19 protein-coding genes are annotated in these 18,153 nt (G+C 50.7%); 9 read left to right on the plus strand and 10 right to left on the minus strand.

Features of this window, described 5'->3' with window-relative positions; all coding sequences use genetic code 11:
* The first annotated feature begins 2 nt into the window (after nucleotides 1–2).
* From CWI70_RS06190 to arcA, 4 genes are all read left to right on the plus strand, one after another.
* A complete protein-coding gene (locus tag CWI70_RS06190) occupies nucleotides 3–1,028 on the plus strand; it encodes a succinylglutamate desuccinylase/aspartoacylase family protein (RefSeq protein ID WP_198677657.1) in 1,026 nt (341 codons plus the stop codon).
* Complete coding sequence (locus CWI70_RS06195) at nucleotides 1,029–2,093, plus strand: class I SAM-dependent methyltransferase (protein WP_126771501.1); 1,065 nt, start codon at nucleotides 1,029–1,031, stop codon at nucleotides 2,091–2,093.
* Nucleotides 2,090–3,700 carry a sensor histidine kinase gene (locus CWI70_RS06200; protein WP_126771503.1) on the plus strand — a complete coding sequence of 537 codons (1,611 nt, stop codon included), beginning with the start codon at nucleotides 2,090–2,092 and terminating at the stop codon, nucleotides 3,698–3,700. Before CWI70_RS06195 ends, CWI70_RS06200 begins: the two co-directional genes overlap by 4 nt.
* A 114-nt stretch (nucleotides 3,701–3,814) precedes the next feature.
* The gene (gene arcA / locus CWI70_RS06205) at nucleotides 3,815–4,573 is read left to right on the plus strand and encodes a two-component system response regulator ArcA (RefSeq protein ID WP_126771505.1); all 759 of its coding nucleotides are present in this window, start codon (nucleotides 3,815–3,817) and stop codon (nucleotides 4,571–4,573) included.
* On the opposite strand, the gene CWI70_RS06210 is transcribed toward arcA, so the two are convergent.
* On the minus strand, nucleotides 4,553–4,891 hold the full coding sequence (locus tag CWI70_RS06210; RefSeq protein ID WP_126771507.1) for an Hpt domain-containing protein: 339 nt from the start codon (nucleotides 4,889–4,891) through the stop codon (nucleotides 4,553–4,555). The genes arcA and CWI70_RS06210 overlap by 21 nt on opposite strands.
* 172 nt (nucleotides 4,892–5,063) lie before the next feature.
* On the opposite strand from CWI70_RS06210, the gene folE2 reads away from it, so the two are divergent.
* The 5 genes from folE2 (at nucleotide 5,064) to CWI70_RS06235 (ending at nucleotide 10,421) form a co-directional block, all read left to right on the plus strand.
* Nucleotides 5,064–6,002 carry a GTP cyclohydrolase FolE2 gene (folE2, locus tag CWI70_RS06215; protein ID WP_241967832.1) on the plus strand — a complete coding sequence of 313 codons (939 nt, stop codon included), beginning with the start codon at nucleotides 5,064–5,066 and terminating at the stop codon, nucleotides 6,000–6,002.
* Between the two features lie 76 nt (nucleotides 6,003–6,078).
* A complete protein-coding gene (locus CWI70_RS06220; protein ID WP_126771509.1) occupies nucleotides 6,079–7,092 on the plus strand; it encodes an adenosine kinase in 1,014 nt (337 codons plus the stop codon).
* A gap of 12 nt (nucleotides 7,093–7,104) precedes the next feature.
* Entirely contained in the window at nucleotides 7,105–8,469 is a 1,365-nt protein-coding gene (ahcY, locus tag CWI70_RS06225) for an adenosylhomocysteinase (RefSeq protein WP_126771511.1), read from the plus strand.
* Between the two features lie 17 nt (nucleotides 8,470–8,486).
* Nucleotides 8,487–9,068: a GNAT family N-acetyltransferase gene (locus tag CWI70_RS06230; RefSeq protein WP_126771513.1), complete on the plus strand. Its 582-nt coding sequence runs from the start codon at nucleotides 8,487–8,489 to the stop codon at nucleotides 9,066–9,068.
* Between the two features lie 12 nt (nucleotides 9,069–9,080).
* Nucleotides 9,081–10,421, plus strand: a complete 1,341-nt coding sequence (locus CWI70_RS06235; protein WP_126771515.1) for an NAD(P)/FAD-dependent oxidoreductase — start codon at nucleotides 9,081–9,083, stop codon at nucleotides 10,419–10,421.
* 4 nt (nucleotides 10,422–10,425) lie between these two features.
* Here the strand turns inward: CWI70_RS06235 and CWI70_RS06240 are convergent, their stop codons facing one another.
* The 9 genes from CWI70_RS06240 to ispB all read right to left on the minus strand — a co-directional run bounded on the left by CWI70_RS06240 (nucleotide 10,426) and on the right by ispB (nucleotide 18,110).
* Nucleotides 10,426–11,574, minus strand: coding sequence for an ABC transporter permease (locus CWI70_RS06240; protein WP_126771517.1), 1,149 nt, complete (start codon nucleotides 11,572–11,574; stop codon nucleotides 10,426–10,428).
* Nucleotides 11,571–12,305, minus strand: a complete 735-nt coding sequence (locus CWI70_RS06245; protein WP_126771519.1) for an ABC transporter ATP-binding protein — start codon at nucleotides 12,303–12,305, stop codon at nucleotides 11,571–11,573. Before CWI70_RS06245 ends, CWI70_RS06240 begins: the two co-directional genes overlap by 4 nt.
* A 10-nt stretch (nucleotides 12,306–12,315) precedes the next feature.
* A complete protein-coding gene (locus CWI70_RS06250; RefSeq protein ID WP_126771521.1) occupies nucleotides 12,316–13,791 on the minus strand; it encodes an alpha/beta hydrolase in 1,476 nt (491 codons plus the stop codon).
* 97 nt (nucleotides 13,792–13,888) lie between these two features.
* The gene (locus tag CWI70_RS06255) at nucleotides 13,889–14,260 is read right to left on the minus strand and encodes a DUF3718 domain-containing protein (protein WP_157980877.1); all 372 of its coding nucleotides are present in this window, start codon (nucleotides 14,258–14,260) and stop codon (nucleotides 13,889–13,891) included.
* A gap of 159 nt (nucleotides 14,261–14,419) precedes the next feature.
* Nucleotides 14,420–14,929: a type 3 dihydrofolate reductase gene (gene folA / locus CWI70_RS06260; RefSeq protein WP_126771525.1), complete on the minus strand. Its 510-nt coding sequence runs from the start codon at nucleotides 14,927–14,929 to the stop codon at nucleotides 14,420–14,422.
* 130 nt (nucleotides 14,930–15,059) lie between these two features.
* Entirely contained in the window at nucleotides 15,060–16,226 is a 1,167-nt protein-coding gene (cgtA, locus tag CWI70_RS06265; protein WP_126771526.1) for an Obg family GTPase CgtA, read from the minus strand.
* A gap of 80 nt (nucleotides 16,227–16,306) precedes the next feature.
* Nucleotides 16,307–16,564 (minus strand): 50S ribosomal protein L27, encoded by a 258-nt coding sequence (gene rpmA, locus CWI70_RS06270; protein WP_126771528.1) that lies wholly within the window; start codon nucleotides 16,562–16,564, stop codon nucleotides 16,307–16,309.
* A gap of 17 nt (nucleotides 16,565–16,581) precedes the next feature.
* The gene (gene rplU, locus CWI70_RS06275) at nucleotides 16,582–16,893 is read right to left on the minus strand and encodes a 50S ribosomal protein L21 (protein WP_126771530.1); all 312 of its coding nucleotides are present in this window, start codon (nucleotides 16,891–16,893) and stop codon (nucleotides 16,582–16,584) included.
* Between the two features lie 245 nt (nucleotides 16,894–17,138).
* Nucleotides 17,139–18,110 (minus strand): octaprenyl diphosphate synthase, encoded by a 972-nt coding sequence (gene ispB / locus CWI70_RS06280; protein ID WP_126771532.1) that lies wholly within the window; start codon nucleotides 18,108–18,110, stop codon nucleotides 17,139–17,141.
* Nucleotides 18,111–18,153 lie beyond the last annotated feature (43 nt).

The following is an 18,153-nucleotide window of genomic DNA, read 5'->3' on the forward strand; positions in this document are numbered from 1 at the left end:
ACGTGAAAAAGCCGGTTGCTTTTAAGCTTGCGGGACAAAAGATCGCGCCAGGCTCGCGCCACAGTATCAAAATCCCTGCGGCGCGACTTTACAATGACACGCCCATGGATCTGCATGCCGAAGTCTTTCATGGCACGAAGCCGGGGCCGGTGTTATTGGTCTGTGCAGCCATTCATGGCGATGAATTAAACGGTATCGAGATTTGCCGTCGACTGATTAGTGAAACTGAGCCACAGGAGCTCAGCGGTACCTTGATTGTGGTGCCAGTGGTCAATGTGTTTGGTTTCATCCAACAGTCGCGCTATCTGCCCGACCGTCGCGATCTCAATCGTTGCTTTCCTGGTTCCGAACGCGGCGCGTTAGGCAGCCGCTTAGCCTTCTTGTTTAACGAAACCTTAGTGCAAAATGCGACGCACATCGTCGATTTACACACTGGGGCAATTCACCGCAGTAACTTACCGCAGATTCGTGTCGACACCGATAACGCCGAAGCTTTGGAAATGGCTCACGCCTTTAATACACCGGTGATCTTGCACTCCAAAGAGCGTGATGGTTCATTACGTTCCGTGGCCTCAGAGATGGGCATCCCACTTATTTTGTATGAAGCGGGCGAGGCGTTACGCTTTGACTACGCTGCCATCAAAGCGGGGGTCATCGGCGTGCAAAACGTCATGAAAAACTTGAAGATGCTGAAAGGCCGACGCACGCGCAAAAAGGTGAAGCCGGTCGTGGCGCATCGCAGTGCATGGATTCGCAACGAACATGACGGCCTCGTGGTGCCGCAAGTGCAACTTGGACAAACCCTCCAAAAAGGCCAAGTCATTGCGCAGACCGTTAATCCCCACGGTGACGAAATGCACCCGTTGCGCAGCCCTTACAATGGCATTGTTATCGGTATTAGCAATATCCCGGTGGCCAATGAAGGTGAGGCACTCTTTAATGTGGCGCAGTTCGATGAAGACGTGTTTGAGGAAGCTTCATCAAGCGTCGATGTTTTTAGTGAAGCCTACGACGGTAAACCGATTTAAATGACTCTATCTAAAAGCTTAAGCCTGCCCTCACAATTAGTGGTTCGCCAAGCCGCACACATTAGCGGCGCGGCATTATTGGCGGTGAATCCACCTGACACGGGCTGGGCGGCCGACCTCGCCATCACCAATAGTTGGCACTGGCACGCGGGATACGCACAGCAGTGGCCGCAAACGCACCATTTTGGTGCAACACCGCCAACGGGAAGCTTTGACGGTGCTATTTTATGGCTGCCGAAAGAAAAGAAGCTGACCGAATATGTTTTAGCAGCACTCGCCGACCTGCTACCGAGCGGCGCTCCGCTCTGGCTGGTTGGCGAAAAACGTAGTGGCATCAAGAGTATTCATAAAACCCTGCAAGCGCCGTGGGGCCCCGCGCAAAAACTTGCCGACGGCAATCATTCAAGTTTGTTGGTCACCCACTTAAGCGCGCAGCAAACCTCTTTCAATGCCGCCGACTATTTAGTGACCAAAGAACTTCCGCAACCGCCACTGTCCCCTTTGCAATTAGCCAGCTATCCGGGTGTTTTTGCCTACCCTGGCATCGATGCTGGCAGTGCCATGTTGCTTGAACACTTACCACAGTTTAAAGCCGGCGGTGCGGTGCTCGATTTTGCCTGTGGCCATGGCGTATTGGGGGCTTGGCTGCAACGCCTGCAACCCGAACTCGACATCAGTTATCTTGACGTCAGTGCGATGGCGCTCGCCGCATGTGCCAAAACCCTTGAACTGAACGGGCTCAGTGGTGAATTGATTGCCGCCGATCGGTTGCATAGTGAGCTCCCCAAGTATTCGGTCATCGTCAGCCACCCACCGTTTCACACTGGCCAAGCAACGGATTACAGTATTGGTCAACAATTCTTGCAGAATGCCCGGCAGCACTTAACCAATGATGGCGAACTCTGGTTGGTTGCCAACCGCTTTTTACCTTGGCCAGAGCTGATCGAAGCCAGCTTCGGACATTGCGAGCGTATTGCGCAAGATAACAAGTTTGCGGTTTATCGAGCAGTGAATCGAGCAGTGAATCGCACGGCTCGCAGCAAGCCGCGCCGAGGTCGCAGATGATCACCAGCGGGTCCATTCGGCAAAGCATCACCTGGTTGGTGGTCAGCATTAGTGTGCTCGTCAGCGGCTTTGCTTTGCTGGCATTGAGCCTACTGCATATTAATGAAGTTGATGCCGCCAGTGAGCAACGCGCGCAGGACATCGCCAAAGTTATCGCCGATGTGAGCAGCCGCTACTTGCTGTTCGAAGATGCCGAAGGGCTAACCTCGTACTTACGCTTCTTCCGCTCAAGCTCGGTAGTGCAACATATCCATATTTATCAACGACCTACTATTGAAAATGGCGAGCAACTACGTTATTTCACCAGCTACAACCGTGAAGGACTCGCGCCCATTCCGGTACGCAGTCCTGAACGCATCCAGAATTTCGGTGTGGTCACCAAAGACAACTCTATTGAGGTGACGGCCCCCATTGATATCGACACCGAACGGTTAGGGACGGTTTATGTACGCATTGGTCGCGAATTTGCTAACCAAACCACTTGGCGCACTTTCGCGACCTCAAGTGCCGCACTGATTGTAGTAGGATTACTTGCTTGGTTATTCAGTTTGCGCGCTCGCGCAACCTTACTACGCCCGATTGAACAAGCGATTGGCACAATTCAACGCATTAGTCGTAACCGCGATTACTCCATTCGGCTACCTGAGTCGAGCCTGATTGAGTTACAACAGCTCAGCTTGTCGTTCAATACCCTGTTGGCCCGCGTCGAACAACATTTGGAACGCCAGCAACACGCTGAGCGCCAAGCCAACGAGTTGAATGCCGAGTTGGAACGCCAAGTACAGCAACGTACCAACGCCCTACGTGACTCTAATCACGAGTTGATGGAAACGCTTGAGAAGTTGCATCAGTTTCAAAAACAGCTGATCGAAAACCAAAAAATGCAGTCATTGGGCGATCTCATAGCTGGCGTTGCGCACGAAATTAACACCCCCGTAGGTTTGGTCATTACTTCGACGTCGATTTTGCAGGATAAGCTGGAGTTGATGCAGCAAAAATTTGCTGAAAACACCATTACTCGTAAAGACTTCGAACGCTTTATGGAGGCTAGTGACGAAAACCTCAGTTTAATTCGACGTAATATTGAACGTACCGCCGACCTTATCAATCAATTCCGCCAGCTCGCCATGGATCAGTTTGTTGAAGAAGCACAAACCACATCCGCATTAGAACTCCTGCAAACCGTGCTGCATGCGGCACGTCAACGATTTGCTAAGCTCAATGACCTTGATGTGATCCTCAATTGTCCGGCAGAATTACAAGTGACCACACGCGTTGGGCCACTGCAGCACGTCTTGAAGCAGCTCTTTGAGAACTCTGCACTCCACGCCTTTGCCGAGCGCGAAAGTGGCCAAATAGAAGTGGCTATTGAACGCATCGATGGTAATCATGTTCAAATTCGCTATCGCGACAACGGTAGCGGGATTCCAGAGTCCGTCGGACGACGTGCTTTTGACCCCTTTGTCACAAGTCGACGGCGGCAAGGCTCAACGGGGTTAGGTTTGCATCTCGTGTATAATCTCGTCACCCGCGCATTAGAAGGCACTATCGAACTTGAATCGCAGGCTGGCCAATACACTGAGTTTTTGCTCACAATTAAAGCTTAATGTAAAAACTTGTGCATTCGCTTGCAGGAAATTTACGCACTTATTAGAATCTCGTGCTACACTTCTTGGTGTACACCATATTTCAACATATGTTAACGACGAACGGATCAACCCATTATGAGCGCTAGATTATTAATCGTAGAAGATGAAGTCGTCACCCGAAACACATTGACGCGCCTTTTCCAACAAGAAGGCTACGACGTCTACGATGCTGCGGATGGCATGCAGATGCAACGTATCATGGCGCGTCAGCAAGTGGATTTGGTGATCATGGATGTCAACCTTCCAGGTAAGAGTGGTATTGAGCTCGCAGAGAACTTTCGTGAAAGCGAAAATGTCGGCTTAATCTTCTTGACCGGAAGAGACGCAGAAGAAGACCGCTTATTAGCCTTGGAATTAGGCGCTGACGACTACATCATTAAGCCATACAACCCGAAAGAGTTGTTGATGCGCGTGCGCAACTTATATCGCCGCATCGAGGCACTAAAAAGCCAACAAAAAACCATTGGCCACGACAGTGTGGTTTATGAGTTTAATGGCTGGCGTTTAGAAAGTGATAGTCGCTGCATGTTCTCGCCAGACGGTAAGATGTTCCGCCTGCCAAAAAGCGAATACCGCGCTATGGAATTATTCTTGAGTAATCCAGGTAAGATTCTTGACCGCGAAACCTTAGTGAAGAAAATGCTCGACCGCGAATTACGTCCAAATGACCGCACCGTCGATGTGGCCATCCGCCGTATTCGCCGTCACTTTGAAGCCGATAACAGCTCGCCGAATTTAATTACCACGATTCATGGTGAAGGTTATCGCTTCGTTGGTGAAGTGGCTATCCGTCACCTCGACCAACCTTCGTTAAACACGCCGAGCGTTTAACCACGCTTCGATCTGGTGCTGGTGCGCGGGCAAGTCTTTTGCCCATTGCGCCAGCTCAGTTTCTGCTTCTTTCCAGCTCCAAGACTCACGCTCAAGCCGCTCCATGGTTTTCGCAAGTTCCGTAAGTCCCATCGAACGGCATGCGCCTTTCACGCGATGTGCTTGACTACGAACGTCCTGTTCTTTGCGCTCTTTCACCAACCACTGCAAATGGTCTAAATAACCACCAATGTTATCGGCGAACGTCATATACATCTCGTGCACACCCTCGTCGCCCATGAGATCTGCGTACTGCTCAAGAAGATCTTTATCTAGCATTGCTTGCTTTCCTTGTGCTGAAACCGATAAGGCCTATCGAAAATCTTTTCCCTAAAAATTGAACCCGTTATGGCAAACTACCGTAATCAGGTTAAATCTTGTATACTATCGCCCCTTTTTTGGGAACTATTGTACTTTTTGTACTCAATGCAATGTTTGGAGCCGTAATCGCATGCCGACAGCTACACCGACAATGATGCCAGATATCGCCAATCAAACCAAAGCACAAACTGAAGGTGCGCTCGATTGGGTTGGCATGAGTAACATCGAGATGCCCTTGGTCGTTGGTGCGGCCAACGAACCGGAGCGCCCGGTGAGCGCTTTGGTTGACGCTTTTGTGAACCTGAAAGATCCAAAAGCCAAAGGCATTCACATGTCGCGCCTCTACTTATTGTTGGAAGATCTTTCCAACAACGATGTGCTCTCGCATCAGTCGCTCAGCAAATTACTCCATGACTTTATTGATAGTCATGAAGGCCTTGCAGATCAAGCTTATGTGAAGTTTAGCTTCGATTATCATTTGCGTCGTAAAGCGCTGATTAGCAAAAAGCCGGGTTGGAAAGCCTACCCAGTCACGGTGATTGGCCGTTATGACCATGGCAAGCTCTATTTACAGCTCGGTGTTGACGTACCTTACTCGTCAACCTGCCCATGCTCAGCTGCGCTAGCGCGTCAATTGATTCAAGATGCCTTTGCCGATCAGTTTGGCACCGACGCCGATGTTGACGCTGAAATGGTGCATCGCTGGCTAGGCACCACACAAGGCATCGTTGCGACCCCGCATAGCCAGCGCTCAATCGCTGAAGTCAAAGTGGTGATGGGCGAACAGGTTTCTGAGCTCCCCATCATTGCCTTGGTTGATGCCATCGAAGATGCGTTACAAACGCCAGTGCAAGCTGCCGTTAAACGTGAAGATGAGCAGGAGTTTGCGCGCTTGAACGGACAAAACTTGATGTTCTGTGAAGACGCTGCGCGACGTTTGCAGCACGCGTTAAATCAACACCACGAGTTTTCTGACTTCTGGGTACGCGTGAATCATTACGAATCATTGCATGCTCACGACGCCGTAAGTATCACTACCAAAGGTGTTCCGGGCGGCTTTAAGTCCTAATTTATCGACCTTCAAATCCGGCTGCTGTATACTTAGCGGCCGGATTTTTTTGTTTAAGAACCAACCCGAGTATCACATGGATTCAATTGATATCGTCGGCATCGGCAATGCGCTGGTCGACCAAGAGTTTGAAGTTACCGACCAGTTTCTAAGCCAGCACAACATCGAGAAAGGCATGATGACCTTGATCGAAGACGCCGAACAGGAAAAGCTTATTGCCGAGCTTGCTAAGCGTGGTGAATTAAAGAAGCAGTCAGGGGGTGGCTCTGCTGCCAACTCATTGGTCGGTTTTAGCCAATTTGGCGGTAAAGCCTTTTATTGCTGTAAGGTTGCCGATGACCAAGCCGGTCAATTCTACTGCGAAGACCTTGAGAACGTGGGTATTACCACCAACACCGGCAACCAAAAGCATGAAGGTAAAACCGGCCGTTGTTTAGTAATGATCACGCCTGACGCCGAACGTACCATGCGTACTTACTTGGGAATCACCGCAGATTTAAGCATTGCCGAACTTGATGAAGAAGCGATCGCTCGTGCCGAATACCTTTACATTGAAGGCTATCTCGTCACTTCGCCAATTGCCCGCGAAGCCATTACTCGCGCCAAAGAAGTTGCCCGCGCAAACGGCACAAAAATCGCCATGACCTGCAGCGATCCTGCAATGGTCAAATATTTCCGTGACGGCATCGATGAGATCCTCGCAGGCGGCGTTGATGTGATGTTCTGTAATCAGGAAGAAGCACGGATCTTAACTGGCACCGATGACGTACAAGCTGCGTTGCAACAATTACAACGTCACGCCAAACTAGTTGCGATTACCCTTGGCAAAGACGGCGCACTGCTAGGTGACGGCACGCGCCAAGTCGCCGTTCCAGGTATCCCGGTGAAAGCGGTCGACACCAATGGTGCTGGCGATATGTTTGCCGGCGCAATGATGTTCGGCTTGGTGCGTAACTACCCGTTATCGGCTTGTGGTTTGTTAGCGAGTCATGCGGCGGCATCGGTGGTGTCGAGCTTTGGTCCACGGTTGAGTTTGGACCAACAGCAGCAGTTGCTCATTAAGCTACAACACGAACCTGAATTCAGTTAACAGAGGTTTTTTATGTCAGATTACAAAGTTGCCGATATCAGTCTTGCCGACTGGGGTCGTAAAGAAATTTCTATCGCCGAATCAGAAATGCCGGCACTGATGACCATTCGCCGTAAATACGCCGCACAAAAGCCACTGCAAGGCGCGCGTATTATCGGCTGTATTCACATGACCATTCAGACCGCAGTGCTGATCGAAACCTTGATTGAGCTTGGCGCGGAAGTGCGTTGGTCCTCGTGTAACATCTTCTCGACTCAAGACCATGCTGCAGCCGCGATGGCTGCCGCCGGTGTACCGGTGTTTGCGTGGAAAGGTGAGACGGAAGAAGAATACGAATGGTGCCTTGAGCAAACCTGCCACAAAGACGGTGAGCTATGGGATGCCAACATGATTTTAGATGATGGTGGTGACTTGACCCTGTTGATCCATGACAAGTATCCACAAATGCTCGACAAAGTGCACGGTATCACTGAAGAAACCACTACGGGTGTGCACCGTTTGCTGGAAATGTTGAAGCACGGCACGTTGAAAGTTCCTGCGATTAACGTCAACGACTCGGTTACCAAATCGAAGAACGACAACAAATATGGCTGCCGTCACTCATTAAACGATGCAATCAAGCGTGCTACCGACCACTTGCTCTCAGGTAAAAAAGCCTTGGTCATTGGATACGGTGACGTAGGTAAAGGCTCAGCGGCAAGTTTACGCCAAGAAGGCATGATCGTGCGCGTTGCAGAAATCGATCCTATTTGCGCTATGCAAGCCTGCATGGACGGTTACGAAGTTGTATCACCTTACATCAACGGTGTGAACACCGGTGACGCGAGCGGCATCAACAAAGAACTTCTGCAAATGATCGATTTGATCGTGACCACTACCGGTAACGTCAACGTCTGTGATCGCCACATGCTTGCAGCACTAAAATCAACTGCTGTGGTGTGTAACATCGGTCACTTTGACAATGAAATCGACACCGCTTACATGCGCAAGAACTGGCGCTGGGATGAAGTGAAGCCACAGGTACACAAAATTTACCGCAGTGACGACGATAACGACTACCTGCTGTTGTTGTCCGAAGGGCGCTTGGTGAACCTTGGTAACGCGACGGGTCATCCAAGTCGGATCATGGACGGTTCGTTTGCAAACCAAGTCTTGGCGCAACTTCACTTGTTTGACGAAAAGTTTGCTGACTTGCCAGCCGATCAAAAAGCTGACAAGCTGCGCGTTGAAGTTTTACCTAAACAGCTTGACGAAGAGGTCGCGCGCTACATGGTGCAGGGCTTCAGCGGCGTAATGACCAAACTAACGCAAGAGCAAGCTGATTACATTCACGTGAATGTAGAAGGCCCGTTTAAGACGGACGAGTACCGCTACTAAAACGAATGGTGTCAACAATGACGCAGAAACAACCGGTAGTCACCTACCGCGAACTAACGGCCGCTGATCATACGGCCGTTATTGAATTAGGTAACCGTGTTCACGGTGACAATTACCTAACCGAAGAAAACCTTGCCGACTACGTTGAGCGCGGGCAATTAAATGGTGTGAACCTGAACTGGCTAGCCTTTGTCGATGGTGAGTTAGCAGGCATTCGCCTAACCTTCGCGCCTGGTAAATGGGACATCGATGCGTATTGTACGCCAACCAAGTGGCCCGTTGCGCCCGAGCATATGTGCTACTTTAAATGCGCGGCGGTTGCCGAAATTAGCCGTGGGTTAGGTGTTGGCCGTGGGCTCCTTGAGCGCTCAACGGCTGCTGCGCAGCAACTTGGCTGTAAAGCCGGCCTTGCGCATATTTGGATGCAAAGCCCAAATAATAGTGCATACTCTTACTTCACCCGCTGCGGCGGTGCGATGGTCAATGAACACCCTGACCGTTGGTACGAGCTCTCGGTACACGGCGGCTACCACTGCCCCGTCTGTGATGGCATCTGTCATTGCACAGCAGGTGAGATGATTTTACGTTTCGATACTTAAGAGTTAACGCCCATGTACGATCCGCTTGTCGATGACTTTCCTGGTCCTGCGCAACCGCATGTACGAAGTTATTGGCAAGCGCGCCATGGTGCTGAGCTTGCACAACTCCCAAACGCTAATGCTGCGCTGCCAGAACATGCCGATATCATCGTTATTGGTGGCGGCTACACCGGCTTAAATGCGGCCTTAGAGCTTGCTGAGCGCTTTGGCCAACAGGTCGTGCTGCTCGAGGCAAACAAGCTTGGTTGGGGCTGCTCTACTCGTAATGCAGGCTTCGCCATGCCTGGAACCGGACGGCTTGGTTACGGGGATTGGGAGAAACGCGTTGGCGTCGACGTTACCCAAGCGATTAAGGACGAATATGAGCACGCATTCGCACGGCTACAACGTCATGTCGATGCTTGTCCTGCTGGGTTAGAGGCGCAACGCGGCGGCTACCTGAAAATTGCCCACAATCCACAAGCCATCGAGTCCTTACGGGCAAGCTTTAACATCTTAAAACGCTATGAACCTGCAACCAAATGGCTCGATGCCGCAGGCATTCAAGCACGAGTGCATAGCCCGCAGGCCCACGCCGCAATTCATTACCCACAAAGTTTCGGCCTTAATCCTTTGCTGCTTTTGGCAAGTGTGGCGCGTCAAGCATCGGCTGCTGGCGTGAGCATTATCGAAGATGCGCCGGTGAAACAGTGGGATCGGGTTGAACAACTTCACCGTCTACATACCGGTAAAGGTCGCATTTGCGCCCCGAAAGTCGTTATCGCAACCAATGGCTATACGCCTAACCACCTGCATCCAAGCAATCATGGCCGGAGTCTTCCGGTGCTTTCAAGTGTGATTGTTACGCGCCCATTGACGGCGGACGAGAAGATTGCGATAGGCCTGCAAAGTACCGAGTTGGTCATGGATACACGCACGCTGAAATACTATTACCGGTTATTACCTGATGGTCGTCTGATGTTTGGTGGACGCGGCGCTATTCGCGGTAAAGATGCTCATCACCCACGTTATGCGCGCCATTTGCTCGAAGCATTGCGTGGCACATTCCCAGCCTTAAAAGAACTTACCAATGCCCCGCCCGATTTCTATTGGAGTGGCTGGGTCAATGTTGCGTTGGACAACTACCCACGGATCTATACTCCAGCACCGGGGATTTTTACTAGCATGGGGTATTGCGGAGCAGGCGTGACCTTTAGCCAACTCGCTGGGCAGCGTTTGGCAGAGCTAGCGATGGGAGAAGAACTGCCAGCTCTGCCATTTTACCAATCGGCACTACCTAAATTTCCGTTGCCGCATTTACGCCGTGTCGGCCAATGGGCTTTTTACCAACTTGCGCGGTGGCGCAGCCTGTAACGCTTTACAGGCCAAATACCACTTTCTCACTGCTCAGCATACGGCTGATCAACTTCAGCAATAGTATCGACACGACAAATGTTGTCAGCGCACTAATGCCCATCGCCACCCATTGCAGCGGCTCGCCCTTAATAATGTCGAGCAATGCTTGGTGTTGGCCGGTTAACGGCAAGTAATACAGCACCTGGTTCTTCACTTTGGCAAACTCAACACCAAACACTATCAGCATCGGCGCCATCAACAACAACGAAATGTAGGTCTGCGCTTCTTTAAAGCTCTTCGCTCGGAACGAGACAAACAGCTGTAACGCCGTTGCCAACAGCGCCAAAGGTACCAACAACACAATAATGAGCAGGATCATTGGCCACGCAAGTGACACACTCATGCCAATTTCATGCAATGGTAAGAATTTAAAAATAATTGGAATCAGAATTGCACTAAGTAGACCGCCAAACATGGCAAATGCCGACGCCGCCAGTGACTTACCCCACACCAACTGATGGGTCGTCAACGGTTGTGATAGCAATAGTTCTAACGAATTGCGTTCACGTTCACCGGCGCTAATATCAATGGCGACGTTCATCCCCGAGAAAAACACCGAGAGCAGGATGAAAATCAGCACACTACCCATCAAAATAGCGGCTTTAGAACCTTTGGTGGCGGTGTCATGCTTAACCAAGTCGACACCTTGGGTAATACGAGGATCGATGCCACGCATCTGCAATCGAATATAGCTCAATTGCTTGCTGTAGTTTTCAACTGCTGATTCAACCCGACGAATATCGGTGCGTTGCTTTTGCGACGAGAAATCTGCCGTCAGCGTCACTTTCGCCGGCTGTGCGGTGGCTATGCTTTCATCCCAACCCTCAGCAATCGCTAACACGATCGGCTGCTGCCCAGCTGGCCAAGCTTCGTCACGTTGCACCACACCGTTGCGTTCAAGATGCTCAACAAATGCCGGTGCATGCGCGGCACCCTCAATGTCGATCTTTACATCACTGTCGTCAGTAAGCTGGCTGATCAGCACGTAAAATGCTACCGCCATCAGTAACGGACCGAAAAAGGCATAAGACATCGCTGCCATCACCGAACGCTTATCCCGTAGGGCATCTTTAAGTTCTTTGCGAAAAACAATAGTTATGGGTGACTTCATGCTGCAATGCCCTCGTCGGTACCGATAATCTTCACAAAGGCTTCTTCTAAAGCACTTTCCCCAGTTTGCTCACAAAGTTCGGTTGGCGTTCCTTGGGCCGCAACTTTACCTGCCGCAACGACGACCACTTGGTCACAAAGTGCGGCGACTTCTTGCATGACATGACTCGAAAACAAAATACTAGTGCCTTGGTCACGAAGTTCACGTAATAGGTCACGTAAAATACGCGTGCTCATTACATCGAGACCGCGACTTGGCTCATCCAAAATAAGATGCTTAGGACGATGCACGATGGCCTGGGCAAGCGCAACTTTCATACGTTGACCTTGCGAGAATCCTGTCGCGCGACGATCGGCAATGGCATTCATATCGAGACGGCTAAGTACTTCAGCTACTGCGGCATCACCAGCTTCTCCTTCCATACCATGCAAGGTTGCGAAATAACTGATTTGCTCACGTGCCGTCAGTCGCTCGTACAAGCCAAATTTATCTGGAAAAATACCTATTTTGCGGCGTACTGCCAACGGGTCTTTGTTCGCATCAACGCCGTCGATGAGCGCTTCGCCGCTATCCGCTTTTAATAAACCATAAATGGTACGTAAACAGGTGGTTTTACCGGCCCCATTGGGCCCCAGCAAGCCAGTGATTTGTCCTTCTGGAGCACTAAACGTCAGGCCGTCCAGAGCAGTCACTTTACCGAAGGCTTTTTGTAATGATTTTACTTCGATCATGGTGGCTCTCTTATAATCCTTTACCGTTACTATTCAAGATGAAAGGTTGTGGGCGCTGCTCCAATAAGCAGCTTTCGTCGAGTGCGGCAAGGTCGCGATCGTTAATAAATTGCGCTGCTAACTTGTTTGCACAGGTGTGTCCCACAATCGTGTGTGCACCATGCGGCGCAACCAAATGCCGCGACTGCGTAAGCGTTTCGCCAGCCAATTCCCCCCACGCGGGTGGTGTTACCGGATCGAGTTCACCCGAAAGTAACAAGGTTGGCACCGAGCTTTCGACGGGGTTAAACCAGTCGCTCGGTCTTTCTGCAGTCGGCCAGACCGAGCACATTTCTATGAACGCGTCGCCAGTACGGCTGCCAATAAAGGTATTATCACCATCTTCCGCTAGCAGTTCGTCGCTGGCTCGTGGCAGGTCTTCGCTACACAGCACGCTGAGCGTTAAGCCCATATAAAGCTCAGATTGTGCCATGGTGCTACCCAGCAGACCGGTTAGCGGCGTGTAATCGCCATTCGCCGTTTGCTGAATCACAAATGGCAGCATTTGCCGTGTGGTTGGGTGATACAAGCCCACTCGCATAACCGAACTGAAACGTCCGGCGGTAATAAGAATATCCACCGGTTCGTTGGTCAACGGATCGCGTACTGTTAACGGTACTGGGTTGTTTTCTAAACGCGTCATTAAATCAGTGTAGGTGCGCTCAAGGTTCGGAAAAGTAGCACTACAGTCTTCTGCAGCCGCACAGTTTTCCAGTAACTTGGCAAACGACATCGCACCGTGCCGACCGAAAGGTCCCACCACTACTTGTACTGGTGCTAAGGCATCCAGCACAGCGGCGCGAACCGATTCACCCGCTTCACGTAAATACACAAGCCCTGCGCGCGAACCGTAAGAGCCGCCGTATAAGTTCACTTGTGCATAGCCTAAGGCCTCGCGGACTGCCTCGAAGTCACGGATCGCATTGACCGTGTGGTATTGGGTTAAATCGCGGTCTGTATACTCGGCAAGGCAGTCGCTTGCGACCGCCGCCAAATCGATGTCGTCGTCAGCTTTGACTAACTCTTCGACGTGATTCAAGTCACAGGACAATGGTGCTGACTGGCCGGTGCCACGCTGATCGATTAATAAAATGTCGCGCTGTTGCCGCACACTTTGGAAGATGCGATTGATCATTGCCGCCAATTCCGTAGCAGCTTGTCCTGGCCCGCCGGCGAGAATAAGTAAAGGGTCCGCTTGCTTGTTTTCACGTATCGCTGGGAGCACCGCGAAGTGAATGGACAGTTTGCGGCCGTTCGGCTCAGCATAGTTCTCAGGAACTTCAAGGCTACCGCACTGTACTTGCTCGGAAATGTTATCTAAGTAGCACTGCTCAAGTTGCAAGTCAGCTGTACCTTGCTGAGGCTCAACTGAAGCTTGCTCTTGCGCCACGACAGGGGTCGAAATGATTCCTGCGAGAAGCAGCCAAGGCGCTATTACAGTTTTCATGCGTTGTTATCCATTTGTAATCAATGAATGCAGTCTACCGCTTTGCCTTGCTATTAAAAAGACTAGAAACTGTAAATAAATATGGCAGAGGTTGAACTTAGAAGGTATTGGGTTGCGGTTGGCGGTCGCTTAGCGCTTGACCAATAACGGTATCACCATAACCGTTTTCGAGGGCCCACTCATAATCGCCAGCGTCACGCAGATCATTCAAAGGAACGCTGCGAACGATAAATGAACCGACATCGTGGGAATTGGTTTTGAGAGCAAACTGGATGAGTGACGCACCATTACAGCGGATGCTTGAATAAACATCACGCATGCGGATACGCAACTCCCGCATCTTATTTTGTAGCCTGCTGGTGTCGTTATCTCGTACATAGGCGCAAAACACCAAAGCAATTTCTTCGGAGGCAAATCGATATTGCGCGTAAGCGGGTTGTGCTGGTGCCGTTAGCATCGTAATTGCCATTGCAGTGGCAAGTCCGTATGAAACGCATTTGAACATCAGAGCGACCTTTGTTTTCCCCAAAACAACGTCATCCTACCCCGCTGTTTTACGGGTTACAACGGAATAAATTGTTAATGTAAGCGCTTTTGCTTACCAATTTTTCACATTGACGCTGCTTAATTATCGTTCAGAAGTCACGCGATCGTAAACTAACGTTCTGAACATGTGCGGATTTTTTGCATCACTCGGATGCTCGACTTGCTCGCGCAGCTGCCACTCACCTAAGGCTTGAAAGTCAGGGAACCACGTATCACCTTCGACGTTCACATCAATTTCGGTAATATACAAACGCTGCGCATGGGGCAAAAATTCGTTATAAACGTGACCACCGCCTATGATCATCAGCTCATCGGTTTCACCAGCGGCAGCTACCGCCTGTTCAGGGTCACTGACCCACACCACGCCCTGCTCGTCTTCATAGGGTTGTTGGTACCGACGACTTAAGACAATGTTCAGGCGTCCAGGCAACGGCCGCCCAATCGATTCGAAGGTCGCTCGACCCATTACGACAGGCTTGCCGAGGGTGATGCGTTTGAAGTGTTGTAGTTCTGCAGGTAGGTGCCAGGGCATAGCGCCATCTTTGCCGATGACGCGATCGTTTGCCATAGCCGCAATCAATGCAATCCGCATAAAAACCCCGTGGTTCGTGCTTCGTGGTACCCCGTGGTTCTACCACGGGTCCCATCTGACGTTTTGACCATGTTGGTTCAATTCGGGCGTTACCCGTGGTAGAACCACGGGCTACAACGAATAACCGTTTTTATTTTTGGTAGATCACTTCGACGTCGTAGTCGTCGTCATCAAAGTCATCATCATCGTCGTCATCATCGACGCCGTCAAGCTGCTCTTGATGATACGTATCCCATTTAAATTCTGTCGTTTGCTGTGCTTGATCTGCTTCTTCTTCCGCGCTTGGCTTCGGCAGTTGTTCGAGATACGTCATGATCTCTTTGCACAACTGCTCAGTACCTTTGTTGCTGAGGGCAGAAATTTTATAAACTGGGCCGTCCCAATCAAGGGCAGCTTTCAGTTCTTGCAAGCGCTCTTCCGCTTCTTCGTCCGTCAACAAATCGACTTTATTGACCACCAGCCAACGGGGCTTATCAGCAAGTTTGGGGCTGTATTTTTTCAGTTCATTGACGATGGTTACCGCTTGGGTGCTTGGATCTGTGCCATCGTACGGCGCCAAATCGACAAGATGCAGCAACAAGCCACAGCGCTCAAGATGCTTGAGGAACTGAATACCTAGACCGGCGCCTTCAGCAGCACCTTCGATCAAACCAGGAATATCGGCGATAACAAAAGTTGCGTGTGGCACTGGGCGCACAACACCAAGGTTCGGTACCAGCGTGGTAAATGGATAGTCGGCAACTTTCGGCTTGGCGGCAGACACCGAGCGAATAAAAGTCGACTTACCAGCATTCGGCATACCTAAGAGGCCTACATCAGCAAGTAGCATCAGTTCCAGCTTAAGCGTACGAATCTCGCCCGGGGTGCCCATGGTTTTCTGCCGCGGTGCACGGTTGGTGCTGCTTTTGAAGCGCGCATTACCAAGGCCATGGAAACCGCCTTTCGCAACCATGCGGCGCATACCGTGCTTGGTTAAATCACCAAGGGTTTCTCCGGTTTCTTGATCAGTTGCACGAGTACCTACCGGCACCTTAAGAACAATGTCTTCGCCACGTTTTCCGGTACAGTTTTTACCCATACCGTTCTGACCACGCTGGGCCTTATGGATATGCTCAAATTGGTAATCGAGCAACGTATTTAGGTTTTCATCGGCTTCTAGATAAACGTCACCGCCGTCGCCACCGTCACCGCCATCGGGGCCACCTTTTGGGATGTATTTTTCACGTCGAAAACTGACTACGCCGTTACCGCCGTCGCCCGCTTCTACGCGAATTTCTGCTTCATCTACAAACTTCATCTTAAAACCTACCTACGAATATTAAAAAACCCCGCCACAAAGGACGGGGTTTCTTTGTCTTGCGTTAGCGCGACTGAAACTTATTCAGTAACGATGCTAACGTATTTGCGGTTTTTAGGACCTTTCTCCGCAAAAGAAACTTTGCCGTCCGCTTTAGCGAACAAAGTGTGGTCACGACCGATACCTACGTTATCACCAGCGTGGAAACGAGTACCACGTTGACGAACGATGATGCTACCAGCCAATACTGACTCACCACCGAAGCGCTTTACACCCAGACGTTTACTTTCTGAGTCACGACCGTTTTTGGTTGAACCACCAGCTTTTTTGTGTGCCATGTGTCGTTACTCCTTAATTAACCGTTAAAACCAGTGATTTTCACTTCAGTGAACCACTGACGATGACCTTGATGTTTCATGTGGTGCTTACGACGACGGAACTTGATAATGTTCACCTTGTCAGCACGACCATGGTTGACCACTTCCGCTTTAACGGATCCACCAGAAACAAAAGGCGCGCCGATTTTCACGTCGTCACCGTTCGACAGCATTAATACTTGGTCGAACTCAACCACATCACCAGTGGCTGCTTCCAGCTTTTCCAGGCGGACGATTTGGCCTTCAGTAACACGGTGTTGCTTACCGCCACTTTGGAATACTGCGTACATAACTTTCTCCGATTTGCCCGTCTGGGCGAGTTTAGTTTTAAATCAGGGCGCGAATTATAAACAAACTCCCTGCGGGAGTAAAGGCCTAAAAGCGCTGTTTGCTATTCGCTGTTCGTGCGCTCACTGCGTTCGCTGTTCGGTAGCCCGTGGTTCTACCACGGGTCTAATCTGACGTTTCGGCCATCTTGATTCAATTCGGACGTAACCCGTGGTAGAACCACGGGCTACCACGGGAGGCGTGAGGGCTACGCGACGCGGTCGATGGCGATGTCGGCCAAGGCATGCAACGCGTCGCGGTGCTGTGATAGTGGCAACAGCTTAAGTTGCGCTTGCGCTAGCTGCGCTTCTTTCAATGCCCGATCCCGTGTGTAATCCAATGCGCCAGTGCGACGCATCGCTGCCAAAATCGTTTGCAAATGCTCGCGACCGTCGCCTTGTTCAATAGCACCACGAATCAATTGCGCTTCGTCGTCATTGCCGTGCCACATGGCATACAACAATGGCAACGTCGGTTTACCTTCAGCTAAATCATCACCGGCTTGCTTGCCCATGACTTCGCTGTCTGCAGTGTAATCCAAAAGATCATCAACCAACTGGAAGGCAGTACCAAGGTGACGACCATACGCCGCCAACGCTTCTTCCACTTCTGTGCTTTCGTTAGCGAGTACCGCACCAAGTTGCGTTGCCGCTTCAAAAAGTTTACCGGTTTTACCGTAGATCACGTCAAAGTAGCTGGCTTCTGTGGTATCTGGATCGTTGCAGTTCATCAACTGCAACACCTCACCTTCAGAAATCACGTTGGTCGCATCGGCCAAGATCTTCATGACTTTCATCGATTCGAGCGTGACCATCAGCTGGAATGCCCGCGTGTAAAGAAAGTCACCTACCAACACGCTGGCTTCGTTGCCAAACACCGCATTGGCGGTTTCTTGCCCACGGCGCAATTCAGAAGCGTCAACCACATCGTCATGCAGCAAGGTGGCGGTATGAATGAATTCGATAATCGTCGCCAAGGTCAGGTGACCTTGTCCCTCATAGCCCACAGCGCGCGCAGCCGTGACGGCAAGCAGCGGACGCAAACGCTTACCACCACTGTTGACAATATAAAGACCAAGTTGATTAATAAGTGCAACGTCAGATTTTAACTCGTCACCGATAAGGGTGTTGACCCCTTTCATATCGGCAGCCATTAATTCAGAGATCTCATTTAACTTCATACGGCGTCGCCAACAACGATAAGAAGGTTAAGATCTTACAAAG

It is taken from the genome of Pseudidiomarina homiensis, from assembly GCF_003987225.1.
GTDB classification, from domain to species: Bacteria; Pseudomonadota; Gammaproteobacteria; order Enterobacterales; family Alteromonadaceae; genus Pseudidiomarina; species Pseudidiomarina homiensis.

Excerpts from the sequence above, each read along its gene's own strand:
- CWI70_RS06245 (WP_126771519.1), bottom strand. The coding sequence starts at position 12,305 with ATGATCGAAGTAAAATCATTACAAAAAGCCTTCGGTAAAGTGACTGCT.
- CWI70_RS06250 (WP_126771521.1), bottom strand. The coding sequence starts at position 13,791 with ATGAAAACTGTAATAGCGCCTTGGCTGCTTCTCGCAGGAATCATTTCG.
- rpmA (WP_126771528.1), bottom strand. The coding sequence starts at position 16,564 with ATGGCACACAAAAAAGCTGGTGGTTCAACCAAAAACGGTCGTGACTCA.
- CWI70_RS06195 (WP_126771501.1), top strand. The coding sequence starts at position 1,029 with ATGACTCTATCTAAAAGCTTAAGCCTGCCCTCACAATTAGTGGTTCGC.
- ispB (WP_126771532.1), bottom strand. The coding sequence starts at position 18,110 with ATGAAGTTAAATGAGATCTCTGAATTAATGGCTGCCGATATGAAAGGG.
- CWI70_RS06210 (WP_126771507.1), bottom strand. The coding sequence starts at position 4,891 with ATGCTAGATAAAGATCTTCTTGAGCAGTACGCAGATCTCATGGGCGAC.
- CWI70_RS06240 (WP_126771517.1), bottom strand. The coding sequence starts at position 11,574 with ATGAAGTCACCCATAACTATTGTTTTTCGCAAAGAACTTAAAGATGCC.
- cgtA (WP_126771526.1), bottom strand. The coding sequence starts at position 16,226 with ATGAAGTTTGTAGATGAAGCAGAAATTCGCGTAGAAGCGGGCGACGGC.
- CWI70_RS06230 (WP_126771513.1), top strand. The coding sequence starts at position 8,487 with ATGACGCAGAAACAACCGGTAGTCACCTACCGCGAACTAACGGCCGCT.
- rplU (WP_126771530.1), bottom strand. The coding sequence starts at position 16,893 with ATGTACGCAGTATTCCAAAGTGGCGGTAAGCAACACCGTGTTACTGAA.
- folE2 (WP_241967832.1), top strand. The coding sequence starts at position 5,064 with ATGCCGACAGCTACACCGACAATGATGCCAGATATCGCCAATCAAACC.
- ahcY (WP_126771511.1), top strand. The coding sequence starts at position 7,105 with ATGTCAGATTACAAAGTTGCCGATATCAGTCTTGCCGACTGGGGTCGT.
- folA (WP_126771525.1), bottom strand. The coding sequence starts at position 14,929 with ATGCGGATTGCATTGATTGCGGCTATGGCAAACGATCGCGTCATCGGC.
- CWI70_RS06235 (WP_126771515.1), top strand. The coding sequence starts at position 9,081 with ATGTACGATCCGCTTGTCGATGACTTTCCTGGTCCTGCGCAACCGCAT.
- CWI70_RS06200 (WP_126771503.1), top strand. The coding sequence starts at position 2,090 with ATGATCACCAGCGGGTCCATTCGGCAAAGCATCACCTGGTTGGTGGTC.
- CWI70_RS06220 (WP_126771509.1), top strand. The coding sequence starts at position 6,079 with ATGGATTCAATTGATATCGTCGGCATCGGCAATGCGCTGGTCGACCAA.
- CWI70_RS06255 (WP_157980877.1), bottom strand. The coding sequence starts at position 14,260 with ATGGCAATTACGATGCTAACGGCACCAGCACAACCCGCTTACGCGCAA.